This window comes from Enterobacter sp. J49, from assembly GCF_002148625.1.
GTDB classification, from domain to species: domain Bacteria; phylum Pseudomonadota; class Gammaproteobacteria; order Enterobacterales; family Enterobacteriaceae; genus Enterobacter; species Enterobacter ludwigii.
The window spans coordinates 190,492-212,485 of sequence record NZ_MWPY01000035.1; the positions used below are offsets into that span (position 1 = coordinate 190,492).

Consider the following 21,994-nt stretch of genomic DNA (forward strand, 5'->3'; position numbering starts at 1 on the left):
TTAATCGATAAATTTGTGATCCCTGCACGGTTCTAAATATAGTTCACCGTCTACGCTTTTGAACATTATTAAATCTAAAAATCATTTGTTCAATAGCGGAGCGATAATGACGCCACTTATCGAAGCACGTGATATCAGCAAGCAGTTCTCCGGCGTACCGGTCCTGAAAGGTATTCATTTCACGCTGCTTGCGGGTCAGGTGCATGCGCTGATGGGCGGTAACGGCGCGGGAAAATCAACGCTGATGAAAATCATCGCCGGGGTGGAAACGCCGGACAGCGGTGAACTTTCGGTTGACGGCCACGCGTTTGCGCGGCTTTCGCCCGCGCAGGCCCACAGGCTGGGGATTTATCTGGTGCCGCAGGAACCCCTGCTTTTCCCCAACCTGACGGTGCGGGAAAACATCCTTTTCCGCCTGCCGCGTGAGGCCGGTATGGGGGAACGGCTGGCGGAGAAACTCCAGCAGCTGCAGTGTCAGCTCAATCTTGATGCCACCGCCAGCACCCTTGAAGTGGCGGATCAACAGATGGTGGAGATCCTGCGCGGCCTGATGCGTAACGCGAAGATCCTGATCCTTGATGAACCCACGGCGTCGCTCACCCCGGGGGAAACCGAACGGCTGTTCCGCCAGATCCGCGCGTTGCAGGCGCTGGGCGTCGGCATTGTTTTTATCTCGCACAAATTACCGGAGATCCGCCAGCTGGCGAGCCACGTCTCGGTAATGCGCGACGGCGCGATCGTGCTCAGCGGTGAAACTGCACAGTTTGACGATAACGCCCTGATTGCGGCCATGACGCCGGTGAGCCGCGAAAAAGGATTAAGTGATGCACAAAAACTGTGGCTGGCGCTGCCGGGCAATCGCCGCACGCAGCCGCAGGATTTCCCGGTGCTGCGGGTGGAAGAGCTTACCGGTGAGGGATTTATCGATCTCAGCATGGAAATCTATGCCGGGGAAATAGTTGGCCTCGCCGGGCTGGTCGGCTCCGGGCGCACCGAATTTGCGGAAACGCTGTATGGGCTGCGCCCGGTGCGCGGTGGACGAGTCTGGCTGGAAAATCAGGAAATAACCGGCGAACCCGTGGCGGCACGGCTGGAGAAAGGGCTGGTCTACCTGCCAGAGGACCGACAGGTTTCCGGCTTGTTCCTGGATGCGCCGATTCGCTGGAACACCGTGGCGCTGAATGAGCCCTCGGTCTGGCAGCAGCGCAAACGGGAGTCGGCGGTGGTGGAGCGCTATCACCGGGCGCTGGGGATCAAGCTTAACCATGCGGATCAAACCGTGCGCACGCTTTCCGGCGGCAACCAGCAGAAGGTGTTGCTGGCGCGCTGTCTGGAGGCGAATCCGCTGCTGTTGATCGTCGATGAACCGACACGCGGAGTGGATGTGTCGGCGCGGGCCGATATCTATCAGCTCATCAAAAGCGTGGCGGCGCAGAACGTGGCGGTGCTGATGATCTCAAGCGATCTGGATGAGTTCCCCGGGCTTGCCGATCGCGTGCTGGTGATGCACCAGGGCGTACTCAGCGGCGAGTTGTCCCGGCACGCGGTCAGTCTCGACAGAATGATGGCGCTGGCATTCGGAGGGCAGTCATGAAGACCTTACTGAAAAATCGCGAACTGAGCGCGTTCATCGCCATTCTGGCGTTGTTCGCGGTGCTGGTGGGGCTCAATCCGGCCTATTTCAGCCTGCAAACGCTGGGGATGATCTTCGCCAGTTCGCAAATCCTGATTCTGCTGGCGCTCGGCGCCGCGCTGGTGATGTTGACCCGCAATATTGATGTTTCCGTCGGCTCTACCGTCGGGCTGTCTGCCATTGCCGTGGGGGTGGCTCTGAACAGCGGCTACACCCTGCCGGTATCGATACTCTTTGCGCTGTCGATTGGCGCACTGGCGGGAGCATTTAACGGTTTTCTGGTGGTGGGGCTGCGTATTCCGGCAATTGTGGCCACCCTCGGCACGCTGGGTCTCTATCGCGGAGCGATGCTGCTGTGGACGGGAGGAAAGTGGATTGAAGGGCTACCGCCGAGCCTGAAATCGCTCTCTGAACCTGCCGCTATGGGGATTTCACCGCTCGGAATGGGCGTGGTGTTTTTAGCCGCGGTCGGCGCATGGACATTGTCGCGCACCGCCTTCGGACGCGATTTCTACGCCGTGGGCGATAACCTTACCGCCGCACGCCAGCTGGGCGTGGCGGTGAACCGGACGCGAATGATCGCTTTTACGCTGAACGGCACGCTGGCCGCGTGTGCGGGGATTGTCTTCGCTTCGCAGATTGGCTTTGTACCTAACCAGACCGGCAGCGGGCTGGAGATGAAAGCCATTGCCGCCTGCGTACTCGGGGGGATCTCTCTGCTGGGCGGTACCGGGACGCTTATTGGCGCCTTACTGGGGGCTTTTTTCCTGACTCAAATCGACACCGTGCTGGTGCTGTTCAGGCTGCCCGCGTGGTGGAATGACTTTATCGCCGGGCTGGTGCTGCTCGGTGTGCTGGTGCTCGACGGGCGTTTACGCCAGGCGCTGGCCCGGCATCAGCGCGCACTTAAGTACAGCCGCTTCCAGCCCGGTAACAAAGGGGGGAAGCATGTCACCCCGTTTACGAAACACAAAAAAGAGGTGGCGTAAATGAAGCTTAACTGGGAAAGCGCGCTGCTGATATTACTGGTGCTGGAAATCCTGCTCTTTGGGGCCATCAATCCGCGCATGCTCGATATCAACATGCTGCTGTTCAGCACCAGCGATTTTATCTGCATTGGCATTGTAGCGCTGCCGCTCACCCTGGTGATCATCAGCGGCGGCATTGATATTTCCCTCGGTTCGACCATCGGCCTGTGTGCCATCGCGCTGGGGGTGATGATGCAGGCGGGTTGGCCGATGGCGCTGGCGATACCGTTGACGCTGCTGCTCGGCCTGCTGTGCGGTCTGGTCAACGCTGCGCTGATCCACTACACCGGCATCAGCCCACTGGTTATCACCCTCGGCACGCTCTATCTCTACGGCGGTGGCGCACTGCTGCTCTCCGGCATGGCGGGGGCGACCGGTTACGAAGGCATCGGTGGCTTCCCGGACAGCTTTACCGCGTTCGCTAACCTCACGTTCCTGGGGTTGCCAATCCCGCTGGTGCTGTTCGCCGTGATTACCGTCTTCTTCTGGCTGATTACCCATCGCGGACGCTTTGGCCGCCATCTGTTTTTGATTGGGCAGAACCCGCGCGCGGCGCGCTATGCGGCGCTCTCGGTCAACGGGATGCCCTACGCCCTGTATGGCCTGGTGGGCGTCGCTTCGGCCATTGCTGCGCTGGTGATGGTCTCCTATTTCGGTTCGGCGCGTTCGGATTTGGGACGCGATTTACTGATGCCTGCACTGACCGCAGCGGTCCTCGGCGGCGCCAATATCTATGGCGGTTCGGGGTCGGTAATCGGTACGGCCCTGGCGGCGTTGCTGGTGGGGTATCTGCAGCAGGGTTTACAGATGGTCGGCATCCCCAACCAGGTGTCGAGCGCGCTGTCAGGGGCGCTGTTGGTTGTGGTGGTGATGGGACGTTCACTGAGTTTGCACCGTGAATGGGTGCGCTCTCTCCTCACAAAACATACCCGGAGCGTAAGATGAAAACAAAACTGATAGTCCTGGCGATGGCACTCAGCTTCGCGTCGGCACAGGCCGCGGACCGCATCGCCTTTATCCCCAAGCTGGTGGGCGTTGGCTTCTTTACCAGCGGCGGCAATGGCGCGAAAGAGGCGGGTAAAGATCTCGGCGTGGACGTCACCTACGACGGCCCGACCGAGCCCAGCGTCTCAGGCCAGGTGCAGCTCATCAATAACTTCGTTAACCAGGGCTATAACGCCATTATCGTTTCGGCGGTGTCGCCGGATGGCCTCTGCCCGGCGCTGAAGCGCGCGATGCAGCGTGGCGTCAAAGTACTAACCTGGGACTCCGACACCAAACCGGAATGCCGCAGCATCTACATCAACCAGGGCACCCCGGCGCAGCTCGGCGGCCTGCTGGTCGACATGGCCGGTAAACAGGTCACCAAACCGAATGCCAAAGTGGCGTTCTTTTACTCCAGCCCGACCGTTACCGACCAGAACCAGTGGGTGAAAGAGGCGAAGGCCAAAATCGAGAAAGATCATCCGCAGTGGCAGGTCGTGACCACGCAGTTTGGCTATAACGATGCCACCAAATCGCTACAAACCGCCGAGGGGATCTTAAAAGCGTATCCGGATCTGGATGCGATCATCGCCCCGGATGCCAACGCCCTGCCGGCGGCGGCGCAGGCGGCGGAAAACCTGAAGCGAGAAGGGGTGGCGATTGTCGGCTTCAGCACGCCTAACGTGATGCGTCCGTACGTAGAGCGCGGCACGGTGAAAGCCTTCGGCCTGTGGGATGTGGTGCAACAGGGCAAAATTGCGGTCAATGTCGCCGATCGGTTGTTGAAAAAAGGCGATCTTAACGTTGGCGACAGCGTGGACGTGAAAGATATCGGTACGCTGAAGGTCGAGCCGAACAGCGTGCAGGGCTACCAGTATGAAGCGAAGGGCAACGGCATTGTGCTGCTGCCGGAGCGGGTGGTGTTTACCAAAGAGAACATCAACAAATACGATTTCTGACGGGGGAGCAAATGGCTGATTTAGACGACATCAAAGACGGCAAAGATTTTGGCATCGGCACACCGCAGCAGAACGTGCCGTTTACCCTGAAGGGATGCGGCTCGCTGGACTGGGGAATGCAGTCCAGGCTGGCGCGCATCTTCAACCCAAAAAGCAACCGCACGGTGATGCTGGCCTTTGATCACGGCTATTTCCAGGGACCGACGACCGGCCTTGAGCGTATCGATCTCTCTATCGCCCCGCTGTTTGGGGAAACCGACGTGCTGATGTGCACCCGCGGTATTTTGCGCAGCCAGGTGCCTGTCGCCACCAATAAACCCGTCGTGTTGCGCGCCTCCGGCGGCAATTCGATTTTAGGGGAACTTTCCAACGAGTGCGTGGCGGTGGCGATGGAAGATGCGCTGCGCCTGAACGTCTGCGCGGTGGCGGCGCAGGTGTACATCGGCAGTGAGTTTGAACATCAGTCGATCAACAACATCATCAAACTGGTGGATGCCGGTGCGCGCTATGGCATGCCGACCCTGGCGGTAACGGGCGTTGGCAAAGAGATGGCGCGCGACGCGCGGTATTTCTCGCTTGCCAGCCGTATCGCGGCCGAGATGGGGGCGCAGTTCGTCAAAACCTATTATGTCGACGAAGGGTTTGAAAAAGTAACCGCCAGCTGCCCGGTGCCGATCGTGATTGCAGGAGGCAAAAAGCTGCCGGAGCACGACGCGCTGGAGATGTGCTGGCGGGCGATTGACCAGGGGGCGTCCGGGGTGGACATGGGCCGCAATATCTTCCAGTCCAGCGCCCCGCTGGCCATGCTGAAAGCGGTGAAAAAAGTGGTACATGAGAACATGAGCGCGCGGGACGCGTTCCAGTTCTGGCAGGAAGAGAAACAGGGAGAAGCAAAATGAACGTGACATTAGTGGAAATCAACATCAAACCCGAGCGGGTCGATGAGTTTCTGGAGGTGTTTCGCGCTAACCACGAAGGGGCGATTCAGGAGCCGGGCAATCTGCGCTTTGATGTTTTACAGGATCCGCGCGTGAAAACCCGGTTCTTTATCTACGAGGCCTACAAGGATGAAGAGGCGGTGCTGGCGCACAAGAAAACCCCGCACTATCTGGCCTGCGTGGATAAGCTTGAGGACCTGATGTCAGAGCCGCGCAAAAAACGCAGTTTTGTCGGGTTGTTGCCGGCGTAACAGACCGCCGGGTAGCGCTTACGCTAGCCCGGCGATGCTCAGGCGAGGGCCAGTTCCGCCAGGATCGCCGCCAGCGTTTCGCGCGGTTTCCCGCTCAGCGACGCAAGCGGGAACGGCAGTGCAGGCGCGGCCACTTTCCCTGACATTTCCGCCGCTGCGGCCATCACCCGCAAACTGCCGTACTGGCGGAACAGCGCCCACAGCGGTGCCAGCCGGTCAGAGGGGGTGGTGTCTTTGGCTCGGGCAATTGCCAGCGCCGTCTGCGGATAGAGCCCTGCGATAACCGAATACCAGACATCAAACCCGGCCTGCAGGGCTGACGCCGCCCGCCAGTCGCCACTGATGCCCAGGGTGACGTTTTCAGGAAGACGGGCGCGCATGTGGGCGATATCGTCCGGTATGCGCCCGAGCTTGACGGATTTGACGTTCGGTAGCGCCGCCACGGCATACAGCAAATCGTCGTTAAACTCGAACCCGGTGGTGGCCGGGTTGTCGTAAATGCACAGCGGAACAGAGATCCGGTGGGTCACCGTCTCATACAGGGTAAACACTTCCTCTGCCGTCAGGCGCTGGTACGACACGGGGGCCAGTAACACCCCACGGGCGCCGGCACTTTGCGCCTCATCCGCCAGACGGAGAATATCGTCGAGGCGAAGCGCACCAATACTTACGCTCACCGGAATGTTGTCGGCATGCGCCACGGCACAGCGGGTGATATGCGTGCGCTCTTCAGGCGTCAGATACGCGTAACTGCCCGTCGAACCGAGGATCCCCAGCGAATCGACACCGGCATCCACCAGCGGGCGCAGCAACTGCACAAACGCCTGCTCATCAAATTTCCCCTCTCGCAATGGCGTCAGAGGGAATGCGCTTAACCCGTGAAACATCCGCTTATCCTTTTATAGTCCAATCAGTTGAAGGTGAGCAGTGGAGCCCGGCATCAGCCGCTGCAGGTTGCTGACTAACTCATCGCCAGCCTCCTGCAACGCCGATAACGGCATCGACGGCAGACTTTCGAGAATAAACCACATGTGTTGCGCCTGGCTATCGAGACGTGTACGCACGCCCTGGCGCCAGTTCCAGCGACGGCAGGTGACGCCAATATCATCGCGCCAGATAACTTCGCCCGCATCCGGGTATTCGATAACCGGCTGGCCCTCTTTCAGGGTATCAAACGGTTCATTACCTTCGGCAAGCGTCAGACGCGGAGCGCCTGCATAAGCGGCAAGGTTCTCACCCCCGACGGGAATGGCGTAACGAATGCTGATGGCATTGTAAATATCGACCACTGGATCAAGCGGGGGCAGTGCGCCCTCTTTCAGCACTCGCTTACGCAGGGCCGATGCTGAGCAGGGCGTGCGTTTCGGTTTCGCACCAAATGCCCTGAACACGTCATCCCAGGCGCTGAGGTGCGCTTCCGCCCAGGCGACATCATCATTGAGGACCTGCTGGCAGGCCTGTGCCAGCGCGGCAGAGGCCACGTCCGGCTGGGTTATCGGGGCGGCTTCAACCAGAATGCTCAGCGCCCGAAAGCCGGGGGCAATCCCGGTAAGACGCGGGTCTATTGACGGCGTAACGAGAGACATAAATAATCCTGTATTGACTGTTTTATACTATGGTAGTGACCAATGACTGATAAAGTCAATATAATGACCGATTCGGGTGCCGATATCGCCCAGGTAAGCCTGGCCGTCGCCACCCGCATTCGCAACTGGCGCAAAGAGAAAAAACTGTCGCTGGATGAGCTTTCACGCCGCGCCAGCGTCAGCAAAGGCATGCTGGTGGAGATTGAAAAAGGGGCGGCGAATCCCAGCATTGCCATTCTCTGCAAGCTGGCTGCCGCGCTGGGCGTTTCGGTGGCGGATATCGTTAACGTCTCCAGCGAGCCGCGGGTGCACGTCATAGAAGAAGCGGCGATCCCGGTTCTGTGGCAGGGCCCACAGGGCGGATATGCCCGGCTGCTCGCGGGCACGTCTGGCCCGGATATGATTGAACTCTGGCAGTGGGTGATGCATCCGGGGGAGCGTTTTACCTCGCCGGGGCATCCGGCGGGAACGTTTGAGCTGCTGCATGTCACTGAGGGAGGATTGACCCTGACGGTGGAAGAGACGGTGACGCAGGTGGCGGCAGGCGCTTCGGCGGTGGCGAAAACGGAAGCGGCACACGGCTACGCGAATGAGGGCGAGAATGTGTTGCGGTTTACCATGACGGTGGCGGAGTTTCACCGCTAAAAACGCCCCCTCCGTCAGGAGGGGGAGGGGATATCACGCTTCTTCCACGCTTACCCGCAGGGCTGCCAGCGCTTTACGCGCCGCTTTCAGCACCTGCTCACACTGTTCAACCGTCAGCGTCAGCGGCGGTTCAATGCGAATGGTCTTCGAGTTGTTGAGCGTTCCGGCAACCAGGACCCGCTGGCGGAACATCTCGCTCGCGAAGCTGTAGCCGATTTCGTTGTCGACAAACTCAATGGCCATCAGCAACCCTTTACCCCGCGCATCCTGCACCAGATCCGGATATTCCCGGCCCAGCTGGCGGAAACCGTCCAGCAGCATATCGCCTTTCTGTTCCGCCTGTGCAGGCAGGTTTTGATCCAGCAGCACGTTGATGGTCGCCAGCGCGGCCGCGCAGGCCAGCGGGTTACCGCCAAACGTAGTGGTGTGCAGGAACGGGTTGTCGAACAGCACCGAGAAGACCTCTTCGGTCGCCACCGTCGCGCCAATCGGCATCACGCCGCCGCCCAGCGCTTTTGCCAGACAGAGAATGTCCGGCTGGACGTTCTCATGCTCGCAGGCAAACATCTTGCCCGTACGCCCCATCCCGGTTTGGACTTCGTCGAGGATCAGCAGTGCGCCAAACTCATCGCACAACTGACGCACGGCAGGCAGATAGCCCTGCGGGGGCAGGATCACGCCGCCCTCACCCTGAATAGGCTCCAGGATCACCGCTGCCACGTCGTCGCCGGTTTTACGGCATTCGCTCAGCATGGTGCGCATAGCGCTAATGTCACCAAACGGCACGTGGCGGAAGCCCGGCAGCAGCGGCATAAACGGTTTGCGGAAGGTGGATTTGGCGGTAGCCGACAGTGCGCCCAGGGATTTTCCGTGGAACGCGCCGCTGGTGGCGATAAACGTGAATTTGCCGCGCGGCGACTGGTACGCTTTGGCGAGTTTAATCGCCGCTTCGACCGATTCCGTGCCGCTGTTGCTAAAGAAGCTGTACTTCAGTTTGCCGGGCGTTAAGGCCGCGAGCGTTTTCGCGAGCATAGCGCGAAGCGGATCGAGCAGTTCCTGGCTATGGAGAGGTTGTTTCGCAAGTTGATTCTGTACGGCGGAAACCACAACTGGATTACGGTGCCCCACGTTGAAAATTCCAAAACCACCCAGGCAATCTATAAACTCCTGTCCCTGGGTGTCGACAAGCGTATTAAGACTTCCCGCTTGCCACTCTACGGCTCCGTAATCCCCGCCGGCGGTAACAGATTTGCGATACTCCAAAAACCCTGGATTGACATGCTCTTTAAAGTAATCGATGACCTCTCGGTTAAGTTGTTTCATCTCCTCATGATCAAGCGTTCGCTTCTCAATGAGATTCAGTGCGTGCGCGGTACAGGCAAGAGCCGAGGCGCTGGAAGGTAACCTGTTCAAAATGTGCTCCCGGGGATCGCGTATCACATGATACTGGATTAAGTATTGCAGGGATTACGCCACTTCAGATGCCTTAACGAAAATCAGGATAAACACCAGGTTAACATTATGTTGCGCAAAATTTAATCATGCCGATATAACCGATACGGGATTTAGCGGTACGGCGGAAAAGGCCTGGGGAGGTGCGATTAAAAGGCCATTGCACTTATAGAGTGCAGACGCTGCGACTTAAGTGGGCGTTAACGCGTCATACTCTGCAGGTAATTTCTCTACGAAAGTATTTGAAATCAATGAATTATAAAATCTCACAAAAAGTGCGGTTTAAGTGAAATCTGCGATCTCTATCAACTTTAACAACTAAAGATAAATTCTTTACCGCCGAAAAAACATTAATCCACAAAATTAACATTCAAATAACCTGCAAGGGATGCTCACGATGTCCGCTCCAACCTTTGTCACCCAGAATGAATATCCTCTGGACGATGACACCACCTTAATGTCGACCACCGATATCCACAGTTACCTGACCCACGCCAACGACACCTTTGTGCAGGTGAGTGGCTATCAGCTTGATGAGCTGATGGGCCAGCCGCACAATCTGGTGCGCCACCCCGATATGCCAAAAGCGGCGTTTGCCGATATGTGGTACACCCTGCAAAAGGGCGAGCCGTGGAGCGGCATTGTCAAAAACCGACGTAAAAATGGCGACCACTACTGGGTGCGCGCCAACGCGGTGCCGATGGTGCGTCACGGGCAGGTGACGGGCTATATGTCGATTCGCACCAAAGCCACGGCAGAAGAGATTGCTGGCGTGGAGCCGCTCTATCGGGCTCTGAATGACGGGCGCTGCAAGAAACGTATTCATAAAGGACTGGTGGTAAGGAAAGGCTGGCTGGGGAAACTTCCAGAAATGCCGCTGCGCTGGCGCGTGCGAAGCGTGATGGCGGGGCTGTTTGCGGTGCTGGCTGCCACGCTGGTGGCCACCTCAGCGGGTGCGTACCCGCTGGCTGCCGCCGCGGTAGTTATGCTGCTGGGCACGCTGCTGTTTGAGCAGCAGATTGTTCGTCCGATCGAAAACGTGGCGCGTCAGGCGCTGAAAGTCGCCACCGGCGAGCGCAACAGCGTGCAGCACCTGAACCGCAGTGACGAGCTGGGGTTGACCCTGCGTGCGGTCGGGCAGCTGGGGCTGATGTGCCGCTGGTTGATTAACGATGTGTCAAGCCAGGTGGTGAGCGTGCGTGATGGCAGCGACAGGCTGGCAAAGGGGAATGAAGATCTGAACGATCGGACGCGTCAGACCGTGGCCAATGTGCAGCAGACCGTGGCGACAATGAACCAGATGGCCGCCTCCGTGCAGAGTAATTCAGAAACCGCCGCCGAAGTGGATAAGCTGTCAGTGGCCGCCAGCAGCGCGGCGACCAAAGGCGGAAACGCGATGCAGACGGTGGTGAAAACCATGGATGACATCGCGGATAGCACGCAGCGGATTGGCTCAATTACCTCCCTTATTAACGACATCGCGTTTCAGACCAATATTCTGGCGCTGAATGCGGCGGTGGAGGCGGCAAGAGCCGGTGAGCAGGGGAAAGGCTTTGCGGTTGTCGCCGGCGAAGTGCGCCATCTCGCCAGCCGTAGCGCCAGTGCAGCCAACGATATTCGCAAGCTGATTGATGCCAGCGCCAGTAAGGTGCAGTCCGGCTCTGATCAGGTTCATGCCGCCGGTCGTACAATGGATGATATCGTCGAGCAGGTGAAAAACGTGACGCAGCTTATCGCGCAGATCAGCCATTCGACCTCTGAACAGGCTACCGGCTTGTCAGAGCTCACCCGTGCGGTGGCCGAGCTGGACAGCATCACGCAGAAAAATGCCGATCTGGTTGAGGAAAGTGCCCACATATCCGCAATGGTGAAGCATCGCGCCGGGCGTCTTAAGGATGCGGTCACCGTGCTCCATTGAGCCAGTAAGGTTCCAGAAAGCCGTTTATTTCATCAGGAATAAGCGGCTTTATTTTTTCTGAATGTAATTATTAATGTCTTTTATTGTTAACTTTATATTAAGTAACTAAAGAAATCACATCAAATATTTACCCCAGCCTAAGTCCGTTTTTCCCGATGCTATTTTGAAAATGCCTCATCAGAGGGTGACGTAACGATCGATTTACGGATATTAATAGCCTGCACCTATCCATTGTCGTGGTTATGAAATAAAAAAACGATCAAAGTCATAAAGTTAGCGGTTTCGTTACCGATAACGGTGATCGTCTGAGAAATAATCACATCGATGGAGAAAATATGTTCTTACATGACGTAAAGATCGGCACGAAATTATTTCTGGCGTTTGGATTCTTTATTGTCCTGATGGTGGTCAGTGCGAGTTTATCCTTGCTAAGCCTGAACCGGGCGAACAACGGAATGCAATCCATCATTACCCGTGATTATCCGACCACGGTAAAAGCGAACCAGTTAATCGACAACTTCCAGGAATTTATTGGCACTCAGCAGCTGATGTTACTGGATGAACAGGGAACGTATACAGCGCAGTCACAGCAGCGTCTTAAAGCGATCAGCGAACAGATTACGGTGATCCTCGGCGAGCTGAATACTGCGCTGCAGGATCCTGAATCACAGCGGGTTCTTGCTGAGATACGCGGCGTGCGTCAGCAGTATCTGGACTCGCGTTATCGCATTTTGCAGGCGGTGCAGAATAACGATCGGGCGGGCGCTATTCAGGAGATGATGACCAACACCCTGAAGCTACAGCAGGCCTATAAAGCCAACGTGCAGGCGCTGATCGCGATTCAGAACCAGGAAATGCAAAGCGCAGGAGTGCAGGTCGAGGGCGATTTCAAATCGAACCGCCTGCTGCTGATCCTGATCACGCTCTTTAGCGTCGCGACCGGCAGCCTGATTGGCTGGTTTATCGTGCGCTCAATCACGCGTCCGCTGGACGAGGCGGTGGATTTTGCAAAAGCCATTGCTGAAGGCGATCTGACCGGCAGCATCACGCCGCACGGTAAAGACGAAACCGGCCTGCTGCTGCATGCGCTGATGGAGATGAAAACGCGTCTGCTGGACATTGTGCAGCAGGTTCAGACCGGTTCGGAGAATATCTCGAGTGCCGCCGCGCAGATTGTCGCGGGGAACCAGGATCTTGCCGCGCGCACCGAAGAGCAGGCCAGCTCTGTTGAACAGACCGCTGCCTCGATGGAGCAGATCACGGCGACGGTAAAAAACACCGCCTCACACACCGGAGAAGCAACTCACCTCTCGGCGGACGCCGCCATGGTGGTCAAAAACAACGGCGAGATGATGAAGCAGGTCACCAGCAAAATGCGCCTGATTAACGAGACTTCTAACCGGATGTCCGACATCATCGACCTGATCGATGCCATCGCTTTCCAGACCAACATTCTGGCGCTAAACGCGGCGGTGGAAGCGGCACGAGCGGGCGAGCACGGTCGTGGTTTTGCGGTGGTGGCGGGCGAAGTGCGTCAGCTTGCGCAGAAGAGTGCGTCATCTGCCAGTGAAATTCGTCAGCTGATCGAAAGTTCTACCAGCCAGACGCAGGACGGGATGAACCTGGTCGAGAAAGCGAGCGAGTTGATTAACGGTATGGTCGGCAACGTGGAAGAGATGGACGTTATTCTGCGTGAGATCCGCCAGGCCAGCCATGAGCAGACGGAAGGGATCTCGCAGATTAACAGCGCGATTGGCCTGATTGATGCCACCACGCAGCAGAACTCCGCCCTGGTGGAGGAGTCTGTCGCGGCGGCAGCGTCCCTGAACGAACAGGCGATGCACCTGAAAGATCTTGTTCGCGTCTTCCGCGTGAGCGATCGCGTACTGGCTTAATCCAGCTGGGAGATCTCCAGCGCTGCGCGGTCGATCACGCCGATGATCTGCTTAAGCTGCGCATCGCTGAGTTCGCCCTGGTTCACCTTCAGGTCTAACACCGCTTTGAAGTTATCCAGAGCCCGCTTCATTTGCGGGTTTTTTCTCAGCTGGAAGCCGACGGAGCGCGCTTTAATACGCGCCTGAATTTGCGCCAGCTGCTCCTGATTTTCATCCAGCCACTGCTGACCGGCCACGGTAATCGCAATTCTCTTGCGGCCATTCTCTTCTTCGGTGATGGTGATATAGGTCTGATCCTGAAGGTAATCGAGGGTCGGGTAGATAACGCCAGGGCTTGGGGTGTAATTCCCCTGCGTCATGTTCTCGATCGCCTTGATCAACTCGTAGCCATGGCTCGCGTTGTGGGTCAGGATATCCAGTATCACCAGACGCAGATCGCCGTGACCAAAAAAGCGTGGTCGGCGTCCGCCGCCGTCGTGTTCGTTTCGCATACTCACCCCTTCAAATTGATATATCTAAACTATATCTTAGATATATTCAGATGCAATCTAAAAGATCTTGCATTCTTGCTGACTAGCAATCATTATCATTTAAAATTGATTTAGATATATCGTATTCACCTGAGAAGGGTCTCACCATGACATCCACCCGTTACCCACAACGTGTTCGTAATGATCTCCGTTTTCGCAAGCTGGACGTGCTTCGCGTTGAGCGTGTCAGCGCAGGTTTCCAGCGCATTGTTTTAGGCGGCGAGGCGCTGGAGGGCTTTAGCTCTCGCGGTTTCGACGACCACACAAAAGTGTTTTTCCCGGCCCCGGGGGCGACCTTTGTACCACCGGTTGTTACCGATGAAGGTATCGACTGGGGCGACGGTGTGCGTCCGCAGGCGCGAGACTATACGCCCCTGTACGATGCCGAACGGCATGAGCTGGTGCTCGATTTCTTCATACACGATGGCGGCGTTGCCAGTCACTGGGCGACAGAGGCAAAAGTGGGTGACACGCTCACGATTGGCGGCCCGCGCGGTTCGCTGGTTGTGCCGGAAGATTATGCCTGGCAACTGTACGTGTGCGATGAATCCGGCATGCCCGCGCTGCGCCGTCGCCTGGAAAGCATCGCAACACTGCCGGTTCGCCCGGACATCCATGCGGTGGTGACGGTCGGTGATGCGTCGTATCAGGACTATCTGGCCCATCTGAGCGCGTTCAACATCACCTGGGTTGTCGGCCACAGCGAACAGGCGGTGGCCGAGCGTCTGGCGGCGTTGACGGTGCCTGCGGAAGATTATTTTATCTGGCTGACCGGGGAAGGGAAGGTGGTGAAAAACCTGAGCCGTCAGTTTGAAACCGACGCAATCGACCAGCAGCTGGTGCGTGCCAGTGCATACTGGCACGCTAAATAATCAGGCTGCGGACTCCAGCTGCGCTTCGCTCACCTGATGTTCGAGCGAGGCGCGAACGTCGTGCAGCGCCTTCTCCTGCTGGGCAAAGTAGGTTTCCATATTGCTTAGCGACGAGACCAGCAGCCAGGACTCCTCTTTCTCCAGCTCCGCCAGCTCGTTCACTAACGTGTCAATCTGCTCGCGAACCTGCGCCATTTTTTTGCGGATACGTTCCAGATCGTTCAGCCTGTCGCTGGCCATCAGCGGCTCAAAGCCCTGCTGCAGACGTGCCACCAGCGAACGAATGGCTTTAACGTCACCACGCTGTTTGGCCTGGTTGAGTTGCACCATCATCGCGTTGGCTTCTTCTTTCAGATCGTCAGCGACTAGGTCCGGATGGCAGAGCTTGCTCGCCTGACGCCAGAGACGCTTCAGTTCGTTCTGATCTTCCTCGGAGAGGTTCTTGCCTTTACGCAGACGCATTTCGGCATCGTGATGCTGCTCGCGGTATTTCTCGTACTCTTCATTGGCCTCGTCGCGCGCCTGACGTGCAGGCTCTTCTTCGCGCGTTAAGCCACTCTCCAGCTCCAGCGCTTCGGCCAGCAGGTTAGCAATCAGATTGCTTTGCTGCTGCAGTTGCTTACGCGCCTCGGCGGCCTGTACGGAATCCGCAGGCAGATCGCGCCAGCGCTGGGTCAGCATCGCCAGCACCTCCACCGCCTGCGCCATATAGCGCTGGCAGCGACGGTAATCTTCCTCACGTCGACGCGCCTCTGCCTGCTGACGTCGCAGGTTCAGCTCCGCCAGCGTTTTACGCAGGGCGAGGATCTGCTGCATCAGCGGTCCGAGGCGTGAGAAATAGAGATCGTTGAATTCATCGAGCTGTTGCACGCGGGCATTGCGACGGTCAATCAAATCCCTGAGGCGCTCTTCCAGCGCTTTTAGCTCCATCTTGCTGGCCGCCACCTGCGGGTCACGCCATTGCGTCATGGCGCGCTGGCCCTGTAGCCAGGCAGCGATCGCCGCCATGGCAACGGTATAGTTTTTCTGCTCAAGCGCCGCGACGATTGCCTGTAGCTCATCGTCAAACGCTTCATTTTTCAGCCGTGTCAGCTGGCTCTGGATGATGTCGTCGTCTTCCAGTTCAATCGCATTTTTTATGATTTCTAGCCGTTTGATCGGTGTGCTCATGATGCCTTTCGCTTTGGCGCTTAAGTATTTGAGTTAAGGTTAATTGTTGTAAACGCTACAGGAAATAATACACACGGATGATGATCGGCGCGATGGGGGATTTCTTTAGTTTTGTAGTTTGTGAAAGAGTCTGAGGCATGTTTCGGCCATTATGGAAGGAGGATCGCAGAGGCAAAATGTGGTCAGGGAATTCGCTTTTTGAAAATGTATACGAATGGGCTGGAAAATTGCGGAATGCGAATTTGGCTAAAGGCGGCTTTCAGTTTGCTGCTGCGGATCGTATCCTTGGGTTATGAAGCGAATTTTAAGATCGATTTCTTACCCAAATTACTTTTCATAACGTTCTTCCACGATCCGAGCTTGTTGCTTTCCTTGCTGAATGCCACGTTGAATTTATCCTGATCCATCTGTTTCGTGACGGAAATGGGCGCTTGTCGCGATTGTTGTTTGACGTTTTATCGTACGAGCAGGATAAGGGATACTGGATTACTGGACTGATCCCACGACAGTAGACCTTTCCTGTCCTCACGACGAGGCCTGTTCGAAGGCCTCCGGGCAGACACCGCCGAGGTGTCTGTTAAACCGTGGCGACTCAGAATTCTTTGTAATGCGGTTGCAACGAAGACTCTAAAGCTGTGGCGAGATATCGTCAGGAAATACAGGGAACATCAGGTTTAAAATCTGAGCCGCAGGTCAGCGGTTTTCCGCCATGAGGCGTTAAAAAGACAACAGCCCAGGGACGTGATCCTGCACGTATTCTGGCATCAGAGCAGTATCGGCCAATTTGTTCCTGCTGTTCACATGAATCAATTTTCACTTCGACAAGCAGGAAAAAATTATCCGCATTGATTTCTATATCAACACGATTGGTATTATCGCCAGTAGGATTAGTTTCAACCAGCACCCGACAATAGTGAAGGTAATCTTCAGGGATATCATTTCTACTGTGTCGTATTGCCTGCAGGAATGCCTGTAAAGGTAGTCTCCCGAAACCATGAGTCCCCTCGGGATCAAGAAGTCAGGCAAGAACAGCTGTGTTATGAACTTCTTTACGTTCAAGTCCAGCGACTTCCCAAGGATCAAAAGATAAAGATCGACGCTGGACAACTTTTAGTGGCTCAGTGAATTGGCTTAAAAATTCAGTTGGCCCGGCAACAGTGATATTGATTTTTTTTATTTTTTTCTGCGGCCCATTGTATATTTATTGGTCATTTCTGAAAAAACTCCGGTAGCCACTCAGCTAGTGACGAATCGTTATGTTCCATTCGATTACTCATTCAGAAGAAGTCGTAATGTTTATACTGGTGGTAATTCAAAACACTTCACCGGTTTCCCGTCCTGCATTTCTACCAGTAACCGTGCAGATTGCGGCTGCTCAGCCAACAATCCTTGTTGGAATTTCCCGAACGACGAATGGGCCTCTTCAATAGCCATCTTTTGCTGCATTAACGTCGTTGTCGTCCATTTCCGCAGTAATACTTTATTGGCATTGGTGGTATTGCTCTGTTCCGTCAATGCGCTGATACCTTGTATCCGCTGGTGAACCTGACGCTCAACTTTGTCAACAACGCTTTCGAACTCCTGATAGTTATGAACAATGGTTCGTTGGCGGTGCCTGACGAGTGTTGTGTTACCTTCGGCATGTGTCAGAAGATGAAACGCTTGCGCACGAACCTTCATTGCCAGGTCCCATTCATGAATTCGCTCATCAAGAATATTTTGTTGGGTCTGGATCTTATTCGTAATCTCCGTACTGCCAAAGAGCCCACGATCTTTAAGTGCAGCCACTTTGTCACCAGCAGCAGTAATATCATTCAGTAAGTGTGACTGCAGGGCGGAGAACTGGACTTCAATATCCTCCAGTTTTTGGCGTATTGCTGGCGAACATTGCTCCTCAATAACCACGGGAGTAATTTGCTGCAAATACTGTATGGCTCCAATGATCTCTGACTTACGTGCATTGTTCTGGAATGCAGAAACCTCACGCACCGCCTCAACAATTTCCGTCAATTTTTTACTGATATCAGCCAGGTGCTTTTGCGCTAGCACGGCAGAAGCAACATTCAACAACATCCCGGCGTTAACAAGCTGGCTGAGTTTGTCAGGGTTCAGCAGAACGGCATGTTCTTTGATGCCTTTTTCTCCCAGGCTAAATCCACGGAAACCAGGGCTATCTTTTACACTCGCCAGAGGGCCATTAATAATGACCTCCATATATTGATGGCTGGCAACATGTGCAGAGGTCGCCAAAGAGGGTAATGTTTGCAACAGCGGGCTCAGACGTGAAATACCGATAATATCCTGCTCCTGCATCGCACCGGTGTTGATACTTTCCGAAGGTGGAATTGTCGCAACCGTAAGTGCAGGTTGGTGAATATCATGACCAAAACCCCAGCGTTGATCGTATGTGAGAGCAGGCATCGAGGCTGGTGAAGGCTGGGTGGCAAGCCGGAACTGGCGGGAATTTTTTAAGCGAATCCAGGCAATTTGCACCACGCAAGGCAGTGTCACTCGAAACGCGGGGTTTGAGATGTCATAGGCGGTATAAAGGCCCGTAATAGCCAGGCCAACCGGCCCGGTTAATACGCCCAAAACACGCCCGATACCTAGCCCTGCAATTAAAGGCAGTACTTTGCCTGCTGTCGTTTGTGCAAGACTATTAGCAACGAGTGCCGCTCTCTGCCAGACAGGAATATCCATACTGGCAGAGCCGTTTATGCCCATATCACGCAGAATCTGGCTGCGCTCATCATCCGACATTTTTTTCCATGACGAGGTAAATACACAGTCAATAATCAGCGCTTCTTTTTCTTCTACTGATGCAGTGGCCGGGACTTTCATCTTCAGATGGCTGGCTACGTCATCGACAATTTCGCTGTAGCTCACACCATTGCGACGAAAGAGATTCACGAACGTATTACCGCCGAAATGCTGTAACTCCCGTACAAGCAGACGCAGAGTTTCGTCATCAGGTATTTCCTGGCGTTTGGCATCCTGTAATACAGCCTTCACGCTGTCTGACATGGAAAAACCAAACTTACCGGTGTTAGTGACGTAATCGATCAGCAGGTCTATATCGCCTTTATCTGCGTTCAATAGCAGTTGAACCAACGCGTCATCACCCTGGATATCTATCTCACTCATGAAAATACCTCTGCCATATTCATCACCAAAATCTATTAAAACCCGCGCATCCCATTGATAAACGTTTCAATCACATCGCGCACACGGTCGTAGACACGTGCCCGTACGCTCTTGCGTTCCAGAATCTTCGGCGTCCAGGTCAGCGTTTCCGCCACCTCATCCTCTCGCGGCATCACGTCGGTAAAGAGGTAGTTATCCAGCAAGCCAGCCAGTTTCATGGAATCGAGTCGCTCTTCGCTGCACAAGGTTGCCAGCGCCTTACCTTTTTCCTGTTCGACATAGGCTTCAAACACCTGAGTGATATCTTCGTCATGCGGGGCATGCAGCAGACTTTTTTCAATAAAGTTATCGATAAGCTCACGTTTGCTACGCAGCGTCACGTCGCTGTCGACAATATCCATGATCTTTTTCTTCTGCTCCTGCTGCTCTTTTGGCGGCATCGCCTGTATGCCCGCCAGCAAGCGCAGAATGTAGCCAACGTTAATTTCGTCGCGATGAATCAACGAGACTTCAAAATCCACGTCTTCAAGAATTGAGACTTTCTCTTTACTGGAGTGCTTTTTCACCTTGTCGTGAATATCGAGGTACTTACTGGTGAAATCCGCCAGCGTCTGGTCCGACAGCGGTTTCGCCGCATCGTCAAAATCGGCAAAGCTTTCGAGGATGTTTTTTAAACGCATCACATCACGAAACGCCGTTACGAATGCCAGTTGCGCTTCTTCATCCGGTAAATCGTCCACGCTTTCCACCGTTGGCGTCAACGTTAACAAGCGATCGACAGCGTCCTGATAATCCACGAAGTACTCGTCAAAGGGTTTGACCAGCACCGTAGAAGAGGCATCTTTATTCGAGAACAAGGCAATAGCATCGTCGGTGGCTTTCTTCAGATTACGGAAGCAGACGATATTCCCGTGGCTTTTCTTCTCGTTGAGAATGCGGTTGGTGCGGGAAAACGCCTGTACCAGGCCGTGAAAACGCAGGTTTTTATCGACGTACAGCGTGTTCAGCGCCGGGCTGTCGAAACCGGTGAGGAACATATTCACCACCAGCAGAATATCGATGCCTTTCTCTTTGGTGCGCTGGGCAATATTTTTGTAGTAATTGTAAAAGCTTTTTGAATCATTGGCAGAGTAACTGGTGCCATACAGCTCGTTATAATCCTTGATAAAACTATCCAGATGATCGCGACTCGAGGTATCAACTTTCGCGCCCTGCGGCAGGCTAATATCCTCTTCATCCAGCAGACCGTTTACCGCCTCTTTATCACCTTTGTCCGCTTCATTGGCGGCATAAGTGAAGATGGTGGCAATCTTTAACGGCTTGTAACTGGCATCTGCCGCCTGCAATGCAGCCTGCTTTTCTTTAAAGAGTTTGTAGTAGGTGATCAGCATATCGACTGACCCGACGCAGAACATCGCGGTGAACTCGCGATTGCGGGTCTTGGCGTTATGGTGGGCAAGGATATAGTCGGTCACTTTGCTCAACCGGATGTCGCTTTCCATCACCTCTTTGGTATCGATATCCTCCACATCGATATCGATCTCATTGCTGCTTTCTTTGCGCTTGTATGTACCGACATATTCCACGGCAAAGCGCAGAACGTTTTCATCCCGGATGGCGTCGACAATCACGTATTTATGCAGGCATTTATCGAACAACAGTTCGGTGGTCTGTTTGACACCATTGGTGATATTGACGTTATCGGCAAAGATTGGCGTCCCGGTAAAACCAAACAGCTGTGCGTTCTCGAAGAAGTTCACAATCGCTTTATGCGTATCACCGAACTGGCTGCGGTGGCATTCATCGAAGATAAAGACGATGCGCTCTTTGCGCAGGTGTGCGAGCTGCGCTTTATACCCTTCATGGGTGATGGCGTTATTCAGCTTCTGAATGGTGGTCAGGGTCAGTTTGGTGCTGCTTTGCTTGAGATGTTTTATCAGCGTGCTGGTGTTGTTGGTGGTGTCCACGCTGTCTTTAGCAAAGCCATTGAACTCTTTTGCCGTCTGATAATCCAGATCCCGGCGATCGACCACAAAAATGACCCGATCCACTTCCGGCATCTCCATGATTACCTGGCTGGCTTTAAACGAGGTCAGCGTTTTACCGGAGCCGGTGGTGTGCCAGATATAACCGTTCTCAGGGCGGCCCTGCTTGTGCAGATTCTCTTTCACATGGCGGATCATCGCCTCACAGGCATAAAACTGATAGGGGCGCATCACCATCAGGCATTTACGGGTTTCGTTCAGCACCGTGTAGTGGGTGATCATTTTGGCGATGTGACAAACCTTCAGAAATGCGTCGGTGAATTTCTCCAGCGCTTTGAGCGGATTATTCTTTTCATCGGTCCAGAAGAAGGTCTGCTCGAAATGGTTGGCGCGGTTGTTAGCGTAGTATTTGGTGTCCACGCCGTTGCTGATAATAAAGATCTGCACATACTGGAACAGACCGCTGCCGACCCAGAAGGCATCCCGGTGGTAACGATCGATCTGGTTAAAAGCCTCTTTCAGCCCCAGGCCGCGACGCTTGAGCTCGATCTGCACCAGCGGCAGGCCGTTGATTAGCAGCGTGACATCGAAGCGGGTTTTACGTGTGTTTTGTTCGGCATTGAACTGCTTCACCTGGCTCGTCACCTGAAATTCGTTCTGGCACCACTCTTCTTTGTTGATAAAGCTGAGCCACTTCTCGGTGCCGTCATCACGCAATAACTGGTAGCGATCGCGCAGGATCTTAGCGCGATCGATGACTTCATTACCTTTTGTCAGGTGCAAGAAAATACGGTTAAATTCGCCGTCCGTGAGTGGCGCAGATTCCAGTCGGTTATGGATTTCAATCTGCTTTCTCAGATTGGCTTTCATACTGGTTTCGTCGGTGACATTCACCCGTTCGTAGTGCATGCCCACCAGTTGTTCCACCAGCTGCGCTTCTAACTCGTATTCGCTTTGCGTTGCCATGAGTGTGTAGTGCCTTTCGTTATTGTGCTGGCCCGGAG

The 21,994-nt window shown here is 54.9% G+C and carries 19 protein-coding genes; 11 read left to right on the forward strand and 8 right to left on the reverse strand.

Annotated features, from left to right (window positions below; all coding sequences use genetic code 11):
- The first annotated feature begins 106 nt into the window (after window positions 1-106).
- From lsrA to lsrG, 6 genes are read left to right on the forward strand one after another with little or no spacing between them, the layout of a single operon-like run.
- Window positions 107-1,594 (forward strand): autoinducer 2 ABC transporter ATP-binding protein LsrA, encoded by a 1,488-nt coding sequence (lsrA, locus tag BJP35_RS17150; protein ID WP_020883582.1) that lies wholly within the window; start codon window positions 107-109, stop codon window positions 1,592-1,594.
- A complete protein-coding gene (gene lsrC, locus BJP35_RS17155; RefSeq protein ID WP_047743714.1) occupies window positions 1,591-2,622 on the forward strand; it encodes an autoinducer 2 ABC transporter permease LsrC in 1,032 nt (343 codons plus the stop codon). Before lsrA ends, lsrC begins: the two co-directional genes overlap by 4 nt.
- Window positions 2,623-3,606: an autoinducer 2 ABC transporter permease LsrD gene (lsrD, locus tag BJP35_RS17160; RefSeq protein WP_014171712.1), complete on the forward strand. Its 984-nt coding sequence runs from the start codon at window positions 2,623-2,625 to the stop codon at window positions 3,604-3,606.
- Entirely contained in the window at window positions 3,603-4,604 is a 1,002-nt protein-coding gene (lsrB, locus tag BJP35_RS17165; protein ID WP_025202959.1) for an autoinducer 2 ABC transporter substrate-binding protein LsrB, read from the forward strand. The genes lsrD and lsrB overlap by 4 nt, the downstream gene beginning before the upstream one ends.
- Before the next feature lie 11 nt (window positions 4,605-4,615).
- Window positions 4,616-5,503, forward strand: a complete 888-nt coding sequence (gene lsrF / locus BJP35_RS17170) for a 3-hydroxy-5-phosphonooxypentane-2,4-dione thiolase (RefSeq protein WP_014171710.1) — start codon at window positions 4,616-4,618, stop codon at window positions 5,501-5,503.
- Complete coding sequence (gene lsrG, locus BJP35_RS17175) at window positions 5,500-5,793, forward strand: (4S)-4-hydroxy-5-phosphonooxypentane-2,3-dione isomerase (RefSeq protein ID WP_020883586.1); 294 nt, start codon at window positions 5,500-5,502, stop codon at window positions 5,791-5,793. The genes lsrF and lsrG overlap by 4 nt, the downstream gene beginning before the upstream one ends.
- A gap of 38 nt (window positions 5,794-5,831) precedes the next feature.
- Here the strand turns inward: lsrG and BJP35_RS17180 are convergent, their stop codons facing one another.
- Entirely contained in the window at window positions 5,832-6,680 is an 849-nt protein-coding gene (locus tag BJP35_RS17180) for a dihydrodipicolinate synthase family protein (protein WP_047743712.1), read from the reverse strand.
- Window positions 6,681-6,692: 12 nt separating this feature from the next.
- Window positions 6,693-7,379, reverse strand: a complete 687-nt coding sequence (locus BJP35_RS17185; protein WP_047743710.1) for a B3/4 domain-containing protein — start codon at window positions 7,377-7,379, stop codon at window positions 6,693-6,695.
- A gap of 42 nt (window positions 7,380-7,421) precedes the next feature.
- On the opposite strand from BJP35_RS17185, the gene BJP35_RS17190 reads away from it, so the two are divergent.
- Window positions 7,422-8,024 (forward strand): helix-turn-helix domain-containing protein, encoded by a 603-nt coding sequence (locus tag BJP35_RS17190; RefSeq protein WP_020883589.1) that lies wholly within the window; start codon window positions 7,422-7,424, stop codon window positions 8,022-8,024.
- A 33-nt stretch (window positions 8,025-8,057) separates the two neighbouring features.
- Here the strand turns inward: BJP35_RS17190 and ygjG are convergent, their stop codons facing one another.
- Window positions 8,058-9,437 carry a putrescine aminotransferase gene (gene ygjG, locus BJP35_RS17195; RefSeq protein ID WP_020883590.1) on the reverse strand — a complete coding sequence of 460 codons (1,380 nt, stop codon included), beginning with the start codon at window positions 9,435-9,437 and terminating at the stop codon, window positions 8,058-8,060.
- Between the two features lie 436 nt (window positions 9,438-9,873).
- On the opposite strand from ygjG, the gene BJP35_RS17200 reads away from it, so the two are divergent.
- Both BJP35_RS17200 and BJP35_RS17205 read left to right on the forward strand, forming a co-directional pair.
- Window positions 9,874-11,394 carry a PAS domain-containing methyl-accepting chemotaxis protein gene (locus BJP35_RS17200; protein WP_047743708.1) on the forward strand — a complete coding sequence of 507 codons (1,521 nt, stop codon included), beginning with the start codon at window positions 9,874-9,876 and terminating at the stop codon, window positions 11,392-11,394.
- 335 nt (window positions 11,395-11,729) lie between these two features.
- Window positions 11,730-13,289, forward strand: a complete 1,560-nt coding sequence (locus BJP35_RS17205; protein WP_047743705.1) for a methyl-accepting chemotaxis protein — start codon at window positions 11,730-11,732, stop codon at window positions 13,287-13,289.
- Here BJP35_RS17205 and BJP35_RS17210 read toward each other — a convergent pair.
- A complete protein-coding gene (locus tag BJP35_RS17210; protein ID WP_032679005.1) occupies window positions 13,286-13,780 on the reverse strand; it encodes a PadR family transcriptional regulator in 495 nt (164 codons plus the stop codon). The two genes, BJP35_RS17205 and BJP35_RS17210, sit on opposite strands and share 4 nt — an antisense overlap.
- A gap of 146 nt (window positions 13,781-13,926) precedes the next feature.
- Between BJP35_RS17210 and BJP35_RS17215 the strand changes: the two genes are divergently transcribed.
- Window positions 13,927-14,691: a siderophore-interacting protein gene (locus tag BJP35_RS17215; RefSeq protein WP_032680231.1), complete on the forward strand. Its 765-nt coding sequence runs from the start codon at window positions 13,927-13,929 to the stop codon at window positions 14,689-14,691.
- Here the strand turns inward: BJP35_RS17215 and BJP35_RS17220 are convergent, their stop codons facing one another.
- Window positions 14,692-15,861, reverse strand: a complete 1,170-nt coding sequence (locus BJP35_RS17220; RefSeq protein ID WP_032680232.1) for a DNA repair protein — start codon at window positions 15,859-15,861, stop codon at window positions 14,692-14,694.
- A 326-nt stretch (window positions 15,862-16,187) separates the two neighbouring features.
- Between BJP35_RS17220 and BJP35_RS24855 the strand changes: the two genes are divergently transcribed.
- On the forward strand, window positions 16,188-16,373 hold the full coding sequence (locus BJP35_RS24855; RefSeq protein ID WP_373419697.1) for a Fic family protein: 186 nt from the start codon (window positions 16,188-16,190) through the stop codon (window positions 16,371-16,373).
- Window positions 16,374-16,510: 137 nt separating this feature from the next.
- Here BJP35_RS24855 and BJP35_RS24665 read toward each other — a convergent pair whose 3' ends face one another.
- The 3 genes from BJP35_RS24665 to BJP35_RS17240 all read right to left on the reverse strand — a co-directional run bounded on the left by BJP35_RS24665 (window position 16,511) and on the right by BJP35_RS17240 (window position 21,956).
- Window positions 16,511-16,825: a PD-(D/E)XK nuclease family protein gene (locus BJP35_RS24665; protein WP_250898724.1), complete on the reverse strand. Its 315-nt coding sequence runs from the start codon at window positions 16,823-16,825 to the stop codon at window positions 16,511-16,513.
- 332 nt (window positions 16,826-17,157) lie between these two features.
- Window positions 17,158-19,005: a YaaW family protein gene (locus tag BJP35_RS17235; protein WP_086463442.1), complete on the reverse strand. Its 1,848-nt coding sequence runs from the start codon at window positions 19,003-19,005 to the stop codon at window positions 17,158-17,160.
- Between the two features lie 35 nt (window positions 19,006-19,040).
- On the reverse strand, window positions 19,041-21,956 hold the full coding sequence (locus BJP35_RS17240; RefSeq protein WP_047743696.1) for a type I restriction endonuclease subunit R: 2,916 nt from the start codon (window positions 21,954-21,956) through the stop codon (window positions 19,041-19,043).
- Window positions 21,957-21,994: the final 38 nt, after the last annotated feature.

Bases quoted from the DNA above. Each gene is read 5' to 3' on its own strand.
- lsrA (WP_020883582.1), top strand. From the start codon at position 107: ATGACGCCACTTATCGAAGCACGTGATATCAGCAAGCAGTTCTCCGGC.
- lsrC (WP_047743714.1), top strand. From the start codon at position 1,591: ATGAAGACCTTACTGAAAAATCGCGAACTGAGCGCGTTCATCGCCATT.
- lsrD (WP_014171712.1), top strand. From the start codon at position 2,623: ATGAAGCTTAACTGGGAAAGCGCGCTGCTGATATTACTGGTGCTGGAA.
- lsrB (WP_025202959.1), top strand. From the start codon at position 3,603: ATGAAAACAAAACTGATAGTCCTGGCGATGGCACTCAGCTTCGCGTCG.
- lsrF (WP_014171710.1), top strand. From the start codon at position 4,616: ATGGCTGATTTAGACGACATCAAAGACGGCAAAGATTTTGGCATCGGC.
- lsrG (WP_020883586.1), top strand. From the start codon at position 5,500: ATGAACGTGACATTAGTGGAAATCAACATCAAACCCGAGCGGGTCGAT.
- BJP35_RS17180 (WP_047743712.1), bottom strand. From the start codon at position 6,680: ATGTTTCACGGGTTAAGCGCATTCCCTCTGACGCCATTGCGAGAGGGG.
- BJP35_RS17185 (WP_047743710.1), bottom strand. From the start codon at position 7,379: ATGTCTCTCGTTACGCCGTCAATAGACCCGCGTCTTACCGGGATTGCC.
- BJP35_RS17190 (WP_020883589.1), top strand. From the start codon at position 7,422: ATGACTGATAAAGTCAATATAATGACCGATTCGGGTGCCGATATCGCC.
- BJP35_RS17200 (WP_047743708.1), top strand. From the start codon at position 9,874: ATGTCCGCTCCAACCTTTGTCACCCAGAATGAATATCCTCTGGACGAT.
- BJP35_RS17205 (WP_047743705.1), top strand. From the start codon at position 11,730: ATGTTCTTACATGACGTAAAGATCGGCACGAAATTATTTCTGGCGTTT.
- BJP35_RS17210 (WP_032679005.1), bottom strand. From the start codon at position 13,780: ATGCGAAACGAACACGACGGCGGCGGACGCCGACCACGCTTTTTTGGT.
- BJP35_RS17215 (WP_032680231.1), top strand. From the start codon at position 13,927: ATGACATCCACCCGTTACCCACAACGTGTTCGTAATGATCTCCGTTTT.
- BJP35_RS17220 (WP_032680232.1), bottom strand. From the start codon at position 15,861: ATGAGCACACCGATCAAACGGCTAGAAATCATAAAAAATGCGATTGAA.
- BJP35_RS17235 (WP_086463442.1), bottom strand. From the start codon at position 19,005: ATGAGTGAGATAGATATCCAGGGTGATGACGCGTTGGTTCAACTGCTA.
- BJP35_RS17240 (WP_047743696.1), bottom strand. From the start codon at position 21,956: ATGGCAACGCAAAGCGAATACGAGTTAGAAGCGCAGCTGGTGGAACAA.